We start from the raw sequence: 10,060 nt of genomic DNA on the forward strand, positions 1-10,060 counted from the left end.
GAATTGACGCTTGAAAAGGCGCGAAAGGAGCTCGAGGATATCGGGCGCGCCCCGATGGGTTACCCTCTTTGGCAGCAAACCGCCGCCGCAGCGTTAGCGAGTGCTTGTTTTGCGTCATTGATTGGAGGGATGGTTCACTTTTTCCCATCGCTTTTTTCCGGAGGGGTGGCATTTTGGTGTTTTGAGATGGTGCATCGGTTTGTGAAAATCCGGTTTTTCGCGGAATTTTTTGCTTCTTTTGTCGCCGGGGGGCTCGTATTGTTAATGGTGCAGGCCGGATTTGGCGGGGACGTCGGGAACATGATCATCGGCTCGGTGTTGCCGCTCGTGCCGGGGCTGGCCATTACGAACGCGGTGCGTGACTTAATGGCCGGCCATCTCATCGCCGGATTGTCGCGCGGGGCCGAGGCGTTTTTGACGGCGTTTGCGATCGGCACTGGCATCGCCTTTGTTTTATCTATTCGATGATAGGGAGCACAGGTCATGATTGTTATGCAGTTGCTGCTTAGCTTTGTGGCGTCAACGTTGTTTGGCATGATTTTTAATGTTCCGCCGCGGCTGTTGCCGCATAGCGGATTTGTCGGGATGAGCGGATGGGCGGCCTATACGTTTGCTGTACGTTCGAGCGTAGACAGTGTGATTGCGACGTTTATAGCCGCGTTTTTCGTCGCCTTTTTAAGCAATGCGTTTGCTCGGCGCTATCGGGCGCCGGCAACCATTTTTATTGTTCCTGGCATTCTCCCGCTCGTTCCAGGTGGGACGGCATTTGAAGCGATGCGTCATGTCGTCATGAACGACTACAATGCAGCGATTCCGTTGGCGGCAAAAGCGTTCATGATTTCCGGGGCGATTGCGATGGGGCTCATTTTTTCTGAGGTCGTCAACCAGCTGGTAAAGCGCCGCCCGTAATGGCACGTGTCTGTTTTTTCCAATCATTTGCCTATCGTTGTATTTGTTTGTCTGAATATTATAATGAATATAACGATGTTTTTTCTATCGATTTTGAAACAGTGGGGGAGAGCGGAATGAAAGACATTATCGAGCAGATGAAAGCGGAGCTATGGGAGGTTTTCGATCACCTTCACCGCCATCCAGAAATCAGCTGGGAAGAGTGGCAAACGACTGAATTTCTCCGCCGAGAGTTGGAGCGCGAAGGATATCGGGTGCGGACGTTTGCCGATTGCCCGGGTGTGGTGGCGGAAATCGGCGCCGGGCCGTTTACGGTTGGGGTGCGCAGCGATATGGATGCGCTTTGGCAAGAAGTGAACGGCGTTTGGCAGCCGAACCATGCGTGCGGACATGATGCCCACATGACGATCGTGCTCGGGGTGGCGAAGCTGCTTCGCCGCATCGGCTATGAGCCGCCGGGGACGCTCCGGTTTTTGTTCCAGCCGGCCGAGGAGAAAGGAACAGGGGCGTTAAAGCTGATCGAAAAAGGAGCGGTCGACGGCGTGTCGTTTTTATACGGCGTTCACCTGCGGCCGATTCAAGAAGTGAAAGGCGGATATGCGGCGCCGGCGATCATCCATGGGGCGGCGCAATGCATCGAAGGGCGGATCCGCGGTGTGGCGGCGCACGCGGCGCGGCCGCATTTAGGCGTCAATGTCATTGAAGTCGGCAGCGCCATTGTGCAAGAGCTCGGCAAAATTCATATTGATCCGCAAGTGCCGGCGTCGATCAAAATGACGAAGTTTCACGCCGGTGAAAAAGATGCGAACACGATCCCGGACTACGCGGAATTCTCCCTTGATTTGCGGGCGCAAACGAACGAGGCGATGGAGCGGCTCGTTGAAGGGCTGCGTCATGTGATCAACGGGGTCGCTGCCATTTATGGGGCGGAGATTGAACTGGTGGAACGGACGCGCATCGTCGCCGCTCATCCTGATCCAGATGCGGTGCGGCTGATGGAGGAGGCGATTATCGCGGCCTTGGGGACGGAAAAATGCGTTCCGCCGGTTGTGACATCGGGAGGAGAGGATTTCCATTTTTATTCCTTTCAAAAACCGGAGCTGAAGACAACGATGCTCGGGTTAGGCTGTGACTTGCGTCCGGGGCTCCATCACCCGAACATGACGTTCCGGCGCGATGATTTGCTTTCCGGTGTGGAAATTTTGGCGCGAACGGTCATCAATACGTTTGCGCTGCAGGGGGAGAACGAGCGTGTCTCTGTCACTGCAAATCCTTGAGACGATCGAACAGTTGAAAGAGATGGCCAAGCTTGAGGAGGAGATTTGGAAAACAGCGCCGGTTCCGCTCCATCAAACGTTGACGGCGGCAAAAAACGGCGGCATTGTGATCGGCGCGTATATGGACGGGAAACTCGTCGGCTTTGTGTATAGCTTCCCTGGGTTTCGAAACGGGGAAGTGTATCTTTGTTCCCATATGATGGGGATTGATGCTTCCTTTCGCGACCGAGGAATCGGCTGCCGTCTGAAAAGGAAGCAGGCGGAAGAAGCGCGGCGGCGCGGCTACCGAGTCATCCGCTGGACGTATGATCCGCTGCAAAGTCGCAACGGCTATTTGAACTTGGCGAAGCTTGGGGCTGTTGGCGTCGAGTATGTGGAAAACTGCTACGGCGAAATGAATGACGCGTTGAACGGTCAACTGCCGTCTGACCGCTTCATCGTCGAATGGCGGCTTGATGAGCGTCCGACCGGGGAGCGGAGCTTGGCTAAAGCTGATCTTCTCAAGGCCAGAAGCCTGACGGTGCTCGAGGCAGGGCAAAGGGCTGACGGTCTGTTGCAGCCGGTGCCGAGAGACATCGATGAAACAGCGGCGCCGTTGCTGTTGACAGCCATCCCGCTTGACTTTCCGCAGCTGAAAGAGCGGGATTTCGCGCTGGCGCTTGAGTGGCGGCTGGCGACGCGCGCCTTGTTTCAGCGGCTGCTTGTGGAAGGATGGATTGCCGCCGGCGCTTGTCGCTGCCTGGAGGAAGGGGTGCTTTATTACATATGGAAGCGGCGGAGTGAACGATGGCAGCAGAAAGGGGAAGAAGAATGACGATCAACATCGAGTACGTCATATTGCGCCATTTGCAAATGGAGTTGAAGGCGCCGTTTACGACGAGCTTCGGCACGTTTCAAAGGAAAGAGTTGATTTTAGTGGAAGTTGTCGATCGCGACGGCGTTTCCGGCTGGGGCGAATCGGTCGCATTTTCCGCCCCGTGGTACAGCGAGGAAACGGTGAAAACGAACTGGCATATGCTCGAGGATTTCCTTGTGCCGCTTGCGTTGGCTGAGCCGATTCACCACCCGGAGGAGCTGTCAAAGCGCTTTGCCGCCATCCGCCAAAACAACATGGCGAAAGCGGCGCTTGAGGGGGCGGTATGGGATTTGTACGCCAAGCGGCTCGGCGTTCCGCTTTCTCAAGCTCTCGGAGGAACGAAAAAGGACATTGAAGTCGGCGTCAGCATCGGCATCCAGCCGACGGTTGCCGATCTGCTTCAGGTGATGGAACGGTATGTGGCGCAAGGGTACCGGCGGATCAAGGTGAAAATCAAGCCGGGATGGGACGTTGATGTCATCCGCGACGTGCGGCGCGCGTTTCCTGACGTGCCGCTTATGGCCGATGCCAATTCAGCGTATACGCTTGCCGATGCGGATCGGCTGAAAGCGCTCGATGAATTCGGGCTGATGATGATCGAGCAGCCGCTCGCCGCTGACGATCTCCTCGATCACGCTCGGCTGCAGCCGCTTCTTCAGACGCCGATTTGCCTTGATGAAAGCATTCGTTCCTATGATGATGCGCGCAAGGCGCTTGACCTTGGCAGCTGCCGCATCATCAACATCAAAATCGGGCGCGTTGGCGGGCTTGGCGAGGCGAAGCGCATCCACGATCTTTGCGCTGAGCGCGGTGCGCCGGTCTGGTGCGGGGGGATGCTGGAGGCAGGCGTCGGGCGCGCCCACAACATCGCGATCACGACGTTGGAAAACTTCACCCTTCCCGGCGACACCGCCGCGTCGTCGCATTATTGGGAGCGGGATATCATCACGCCGGAAGTTGAGGTGCACGGCGGCTTGATCCGCGTGCCGGACGCTCCCGGCATCGGCTATGACGTCGACCGCCGCCAAGTGGAGCGGTATACGCAGTTTGCGAAGGTGTTTCACCGTACGGCGACGGCATAAAGGATGATAAAGGGAGAAAGAAAAAATGATGATCAGACCGATTGAAGTTCGCGATGCGGAACATTTCTTGGAGTTGTGCAAAAAAATTGATGAATCTGGTTTTATGTTATTTGAGCCTGGCGAACGGCAAACAACGGTTGAGCAACAAAGTAAATCGATTGAAAGAATGTTGTCTGAGCCGAATAAAATGATCTTTGTTGCTGAAACGGAAAACAAGCTTGTCGGGTTCCTTGCTGTCATAGGAGGCGATGTAAAACGAAATCGACATTCTGCCAATGTTGTTTTGGGAGTTCTTGAAGACTATCAAGGACAGGGCATTGCCACGAAACTATTCAACAAAGCGTTTGAGTGGGCAAAGGAAGTTGGAATTTTGAGATTAGGACTTACGGTCATGAAAGGGAACGATAAGGCGTTCAACTTATATAGGAAGATGGGGTTCGTATTAGAAGGCGAGAGAGTTCAATCGTTAAGAGTGAATGGGGAATTTGTAAATGAATATTACCTATACAAACTGTTATAATGCTAATTGGGGCTGGCCCAAACGCAAGCACGTTTTGGGCCAGCCCCTTCTTTGCTGTGTTACACGCGTCCTATCCCAGTATTTGCTTTGACGACAATTTCCGTATATTTCTTTTCATCCGATTTTTTCGACGAGACGAGCGTGCCAACGATCGCACCGATAAAGCCGAGCGGAATCGAGATGATGCCCGGATTGGCGAGCTTAAAGAGCGGTTCGCCGACGAAAATGGCGGCGACCGGCTGCGGCGACCAGACGTTCGGGCTGAAGAAGACGAGCACCAAGGCGCTGATCAGGCCGACAAGCATCCCCGTAATCGCTCCAGTCGTGTTAAAGCGGCGCCAGAAAATAGTGAATACGATCGTCGGCAAGTTGGCGCTGGCGGCGACCGCAAATGCGAGCGATACGAGGAACGCGACGTTCATTTTTTGTGCAAACAGCGCTAACAAAATCGACAACACCGAGACGCCGACGGATGCCCAGCGGGCGGCGAGCATTTGTTCTTTTTCCGTCGCCTGGCCGCGCCGCAAAATATGGCTGTAAAAGTCATGGGCAAACGCCGAGGCGGCTGACAACACAAGTCCGGCGACAACGGCCAAAATCGTCGCAAAGGCGACGGCAGAGACGAAAGCGAACAAGAAATCTCCGCCAAGCGCTTCCGCCAACAGCGGGGCGGCCATATTGCCGGCCGGGTTGGCGGCGACGATTTTGTCATAGCCGACAAACGCGGCGGCGCCAAAGCCTAAAAAGATCGTCATGACGTAGAAAAGCCCAATGATCCATGTCGCATACACGACCGATTTGCGCGCAGTCGGGGCGTCTTTGACCGTAAAGAAGCGGATCAAAATGTGCGGCAGCCCGGCCGTCCCCAACACGAGCGCCAAGTTGAGTGAAATCGTATCGAGTGGATCCTTAAACTTGTTGCCCGGGTTTAAAAACGCTTCGCCAAGCGGCGTCGCTGTTTTCATTTCGTGGAACATTTTGGCGATGCTGAAATCGAATTTGGCAAAGACGATGATGGAAATGATAAACGTNCCGACCATCAGCAAGACGGCTTTGACGATTTGCACCCAACTCGTTGCTGTCATGCCCCCGAAGACGACGTACACCGTCATCAAAATGCCGACGATCAAGACGGAATAAATGTAGTCTAGACCCAACAGAAGCTTGATGAGGCCGCCGGCGCCGACAAGCTGGGCGATCATATAGAAAATCGAGATGGCGATCGTATTTAACGCCGCGACGCCGCGCACTTTCTTATCGTCAAAACGGGCGGCGATCATATCGGCCATCGTGTATTTGCCGAGGTTGCGAAGCGGTTCGGCGACGATATACAAGACGACAAGATAAGCGACAAGGAAGCCGATGCTGTAAAAGAAGCCGTCAAATCCCGTCAGCGCGATCATGCCAGCGATTCCTAAGAAGGATGCGGCGGACATATAATCGCCTGCGATGGCAAGCCCGTTTTGCCAGCCGGTTAAGCTGCTGTCCGCGGTGTAAAATTCGCTTGTCGTTTTCGTCCGTTTCGAGGCGTAGTACGTAATGACAAGCGTCAAGGCGACGATGATGAGGAAGAGGAAAAAGGCGAGCCCGTGCATTACGCGTTTCCTCCTTCCGCTGCTTCTTGCTTCACTTGCTCGACGATGGCATCAAATTGTGCTGCGCGTTTCGAATAAAGGATGCATAAGGCCCATGTCATAATAAACTGCGCAAAGGCAAACAGCCACGCCCAGCTGACCGGTCCGATTGCTAGTGCGTTGAGCGCTTTCGAATACGACGTCAACACCGGAAGGGCGAAGTAAAAGACGAAGAAAAAGACGGTGGCTGGGATGATGAAGCGCTTCTTCGCCTGAATGAGCCCGCGGAATGAAGCGGATTGAGCGATGGCATCATAGTTGATGCCGCCTTGGTCGGCCCTTGATTGTTTTTTCACTGCCATTGTAATCCCTCCTTGTCTGTATTAAAGCGTTTTCAAAAAGGACAATGAACTGTTCTGCCGCAAACGGTGGATGTGACTCCCCCTTTCTGACACAAATTTGTCACACATTCATTATATATTTATCTGAAAAATTTGTAAATTGATGTTTTTTGTTATTTTTAAAAACTATTTTTTGCTTTGCCGCATAAAACGGAGAAAATTTTTTGCTGTTTTTCTTATTTTCGCACTTTACAAAAAAACGAGGATCATGTAGAATGTCAACTGTATTCGACAACAAAATTCAACAATTTTCTACAAAAAACGACAAGGGGAGACATCTATGAATTTGTTTCGTAAAAAACCGATTCAATCGTTGCTTAAGGAGTCGGGGGCGAAAGGAGCTTCGCTGCGAAAAGAGTTAGGTGCATTCGACTTGACGATGCTCGGCATCGGTGCCATCATCGGGACAGGCATTTTCGTCCTGACCGGGGTGGCGGCGGCGGAACATGCCGGCCCAGCACTTGTTCTTTCGTTCATCTTATCAGGATTGGCGTGTGTGTTCGCGGCGCTTTGTTACGCCGAGTTCGCCTCGACGGTGCCGGTGTCAGGGAGCGCATACACATATAGCTATGCGACATTCGGTGAATTATTCGCTTGGATTTTAGGCTGGGATTTGATTTTGGAATATGGGGTTGCCTCGTCGGCGGTTGCCGTCGGTTGGTCCGGTTGTTTTGGCATCGAACTCCCGAAAGCATTGACGAGCGCGTATGATCCGGAGAAAGGAACATTCATCGATTTGCCCGCGATTTTAATTATTCTGTTCATTACGTTTTTGTTGAACTTAGGCGCCAAAAAATCGGCGCGTTTTAACGCGGTGATCGTTGCCATTAAAGTGGCGGTCGTGCTGCTCTTTTTGGCGGTCGGTGTTTGGTACGTCAAGCCGGAAAACTGGACGCCGTTTATGCCGTATGGCTTCTCTGGCGTAGCGACCGGCGCGGCGACGGTGTTTTTCGCTTACATCGGCTTTGATGCGGTGTCGACGGCGGCGGAAGAAGTGCGCAATCCGCAGCGCGATATGCCAATTGGCATTATCGTCTCGTTGCTTGTGTGCACATTGTTGTATATTGCAGTTTCGCTCGTATTGACAGGCATCGTTCCGTACGAGCAGCTCAACGTGAAAAACCCAGTGGCGTTTGCGTTAAACTATATCCATCAAGACTGGGTCGCCGGTTTTATTTCGCTCGGGGCGATCGCAGGTATTACGACGGTATTGCTTGTTATGCTTTATGGGCAAACGCGTCTCTTTTACGCCATCAGCCGCGACGGCCTGTTGCCGAAAGTGTTTGCGCGCATTAGTCCGACCCGCCAAGTGCCGTATGTCAATACGTGGCTGACGGGAGCGGCTGTAGCGGTATTCGCCGGCATCATTCCGCTCAACAAATTGGCGGAACTGACGAACATCGGCACGCTCTTTGCCTTTATCACCGTCTCGATCGGCGTGTTGGTGCTGCGTAAAACGCAGCCGGACTTAAAGCGGGCATTCCGCGTCCCGTTCGTTCCGGTCATCCCGATTTTGGCCGTGTTGTTCTGCGGCTACCTTGTTCTTCAGCTTCCGGCGATGACATGGATCGGTTTTGTCTCGTGGTTGCTGATCGGTTTAGTGATTTACTTTATCTACGGCCGCAAGCATAGTGAGCTGAATGAAATGGCACGGACGGAAGAAAAGGCCGGATGAACGGCCAAACAATGAAAAAGGGGCTGACCCAAATGGGGAAACAGCCCCTTTTTCCATTATGTCAAATTTTTCGGCAACACCGCGTTTCACTCTTTTTTCATTTAGAAGGGTTCATCTCCACAAAGTGTACTTGACAAGTGAGGCTTTTTCGCGCGTCACCATGTCTGAAAAATGTTGATTTACTGATTTTCCCTTACAGAAGAAAGCGTGAGATGTTTTGAAACCGTCAAGCACAGAAATGCATGATTTTTGTTGATGGAGGGCGTGTGCTTGGCGCAGGCAGCGTTGAGCCCTTTTGGGGACTTATGTTCACTTGCGCAACTTGAAAAAATCCCCTTTGAGCGACGGCCATATTTGGGTTGCGATGTGCGAATAATATAAAGAATGAGCGTCAGTCCGGCTTTGTATAAGCGGGGTGAAAAGGGTGTTTGGGACATTATTGAAAAGAAGAGAGAGAACGCTTGAACGGACGGTTGTGGAAATTCAGCGAGGAAATGAAGCGTTGCGCAATGAGCTGATCGAGCAATACAAACCGTTTATCGCCAAAACGGCGTCGAGCGTGTGCAAGCGGTTCATTCGCGAAGAGGATGATGAGGCGAGCATCGGGCTGATCGCCTTCAATGAAGCGATTGAAAAGTATGCGCCGCATAAGGGCGGTTCCTTCCTCTCATTTGCTGAACTGCTCATCAAACGGCGTCTCATTGACTATATTCGGAAAGAGGCGAGAATGCGCGATGCCGTATGGCATGTGGAGAACGGAGAAAACAGTGAGCAGGTGGCGCAAACATACTTGGACGCCAAGCTTTCCGTCGATGAGTTTTACAGGCAAATCGAACAAGAACAGCGTCGGGAAGAAATTCTTCATTACCAGCAAGTGCTGAAACAATTCGGCATTCATTTTCACGATTTAGTCGAACAATCGCCAAAACATAAAGACGCCCGCCTCAATGCCATTCGCGTCGCCGAGTTGCTTGTGGCGAACGAGGAATGGCTCGCCCTGTTGTTTCGAAAAAAGCAACTGCCAATCAAACAGTTGGAAACGATGGCGTCGGTCAGCCGCAAGACGATTGAGAGAAATAGAAAATACATTATTGCGGTCGCGGTTATTTTGGCAGGCGATTACATTTACCTAAAGGACTATATAAAAGGGGTGCTTTCATCGTGAAAAAGGGAATTGTGCTGGAATTGGACGGGGAATTCGTCACCGTGCTGACGCCGGAAGGAGAATTTCTTCGGGTGAAAAAGGAAAAGGAGTGTGAGGTCGGCGAAGAGATTGAGGCAAGCGCAGTGAAAAAGCTGCTTCCATTTCATCGTCGTTCGTTTCGTTACGCGCTCGTGAGCGCCTTGGCCGTTGCTGTGCTGCTTGTCACCACTTGGATTCAATGGCCGTCTGATGCGGTGTATGCCTATATGTCGATCGACATCAACCCGAGCATGGAAGCGGGCGTCGATGCGGAGCTGCGCGTGTTGACACTGAAGGCTTACAATGAGGAAGGAAAGAAGGTGCTAGCGGCGCTTCCTTCCTGGAAACGTCAACCGTTTTCTTCGGTAGCGAAACAAATCATTGCGCTAAGCGAACAAAAGGGGTATTTAAAGAAAGGCGGGGAAGTGCTGATTACGACGGTGGAGAGGGAGCGCGACGCCTCTTCGGCGCGGAAGCTGTCTGCCGCGCTCGCCGATATCCAGCGGTCAGTGGCGGATGACCGGATTGTCATTACCACGGCCAATAGTACGATGGCCGTGCGCAACCAAGCTGTCAAACGGGG

11 protein-coding genes and 1 pseudogene are annotated in these 10,060 nt (G+C 52.7%); 9 read left to right on the top strand and 3 right to left on the bottom strand.

What is annotated here, in order from left to right:
- The 6 genes from VU18_RS03890 to VU18_RS03915 all read left to right on the top strand — a co-directional run.
- Positions 1-468: threonine/serine exporter family protein (locus VU18_RS03890; RefSeq protein WP_047757679.1), on the top strand; the 468-nt coding region annotated here is incomplete at its 5' end.
- A gap of 15 nt (positions 469-483) precedes the next feature.
- Entirely contained in the window at positions 484-909 is a 426-nt protein-coding gene (locus VU18_RS03895; protein WP_020754483.1) for a threonine/serine exporter family protein, read from the top strand.
- Between the two features lie 116 nt (positions 910-1,025).
- Complete coding sequence (locus VU18_RS03900; RefSeq protein ID WP_047757680.1) at positions 1,026-2,186, top strand: M20 peptidase aminoacylase family protein; 1,161 nt, start codon at positions 1,026-1,028, stop codon at positions 2,184-2,186.
- Positions 2,161-3,000, top strand: coding sequence for a GNAT family N-acetyltransferase (locus tag VU18_RS03905; RefSeq protein ID WP_047757681.1), 840 nt, complete (start codon positions 2,161-2,163; stop codon positions 2,998-3,000). The genes VU18_RS03900 and VU18_RS03905 overlap by 26 nt, the downstream gene beginning before the upstream one ends.
- Complete coding sequence (menC, locus tag VU18_RS03910; protein WP_047757682.1) at positions 2,997-4,124, top strand: o-succinylbenzoate synthase; 1,128 nt, start codon at positions 2,997-2,999, stop codon at positions 4,122-4,124. The genes VU18_RS03905 and menC overlap by 4 nt, the downstream gene beginning before the upstream one ends.
- Before the next feature lie 25 nt (positions 4,125-4,149).
- On the top strand, positions 4,150-4,644 hold the full coding sequence (locus VU18_RS03915) for a GNAT family N-acetyltransferase (RefSeq protein WP_015374232.1): 495 nt from the start codon (positions 4,150-4,152) through the stop codon (positions 4,642-4,644).
- 59 nt (positions 4,645-4,703) lie between these two features.
- On the opposite strand, the gene VU18_RS19145 is transcribed toward VU18_RS03915, so the two are convergent.
- The 3 genes and pseudogenes from VU18_RS19145 to VU18_RS03925 form a co-directional block, all read right to left on the bottom strand.
- Positions 4,704-5,675, bottom strand: a 972-nt coding sequence (locus VU18_RS19145; RefSeq protein ID WP_236687277.1) for a cation acetate symporter, incomplete at its 5' end; no start/stop codon positions are given.
- A 1-nt stretch (position 5,676) separates the two neighbouring features.
- Positions 5,677-6,239, bottom strand: a pseudogene (locus VU18_RS19150) (cation acetate symporter); the annotation flags it as partial.
- Entirely contained in the window at positions 6,239-6,580 is a 342-nt protein-coding gene (locus VU18_RS03925) for a DUF485 domain-containing protein (RefSeq protein WP_033009097.1), read from the bottom strand. The pseudogene VU18_RS19150 and the gene VU18_RS03925, both read right to left, overlap by 1 nt.
- A gap of 319 nt (positions 6,581-6,899) precedes the next feature.
- Here VU18_RS03925 and VU18_RS03930 point away from each other — a divergent pair, with 319 nt between their 5' ends.
- The 3 genes from VU18_RS03930 to VU18_RS03940 all read left to right on the top strand — a co-directional run.
- Positions 6,900-8,294 carry an amino acid permease gene (locus VU18_RS03930; protein ID WP_047757684.1) on the top strand — a complete coding sequence of 465 codons (1,395 nt, stop codon included), beginning with the start codon at positions 6,900-6,902 and terminating at the stop codon, positions 8,292-8,294.
- Between the two features lie 415 nt (positions 8,295-8,709).
- Positions 8,710-9,459 carry an RNA polymerase sigma factor SigI gene (sigI, locus tag VU18_RS03935; protein ID WP_047757685.1) on the top strand — a complete coding sequence of 250 codons (750 nt, stop codon included), beginning with the start codon at positions 8,710-8,712 and terminating at the stop codon, positions 9,457-9,459.
- A partial coding sequence (locus tag VU18_RS03940) for an anti-sigma factor domain-containing protein (RefSeq protein ID WP_047757709.1) occupies positions 9,456-10,060 on the top strand: 605 nt, incomplete at its 3' end. The genes sigI and VU18_RS03940, both read left to right, overlap by 4 nt.

This window comes from Geobacillus sp. ZGt-1 (assembly GCF_001026865.1).
Classification (GTDB): domain Bacteria; phylum Bacillota; class Bacilli; order Bacillales; family Anoxybacillaceae; genus Geobacillus; species Geobacillus thermoleovorans.

Bases quoted from the DNA above. Each gene is read 5' to 3' on its own strand.
- VU18_RS03895 (WP_020754483.1), top strand. From the start codon at position 484: ATGATTGTTATGCAGTTGCTGCTTAGCTTTGTGGCGTCAACGTTGTTT.
- VU18_RS03900 (WP_047757680.1), top strand. From the start codon at position 1,026: ATGAAAGACATTATCGAGCAGATGAAAGCGGAGCTATGGGAGGTTTTC.
- menC (WP_047757682.1), top strand. From the start codon at position 2,997: ATGACGATCAACATCGAGTACGTCATATTGCGCCATTTGCAAATGGAG.
- VU18_RS03915 (WP_015374232.1), top strand. From the start codon at position 4,150: ATGATGATCAGACCGATTGAAGTTCGCGATGCGGAACATTTCTTGGAG.
- VU18_RS03925 (WP_033009097.1), bottom strand. From the start codon at position 6,580: ATGGCAGTGAAAAAACAATCAAGGGCCGACCAAGGCGGCATCAACTAT.
- VU18_RS03930 (WP_047757684.1), top strand. From the start codon at position 6,900: ATGAATTTGTTTCGTAAAAAACCGATTCAATCGTTGCTTAAGGAGTCG.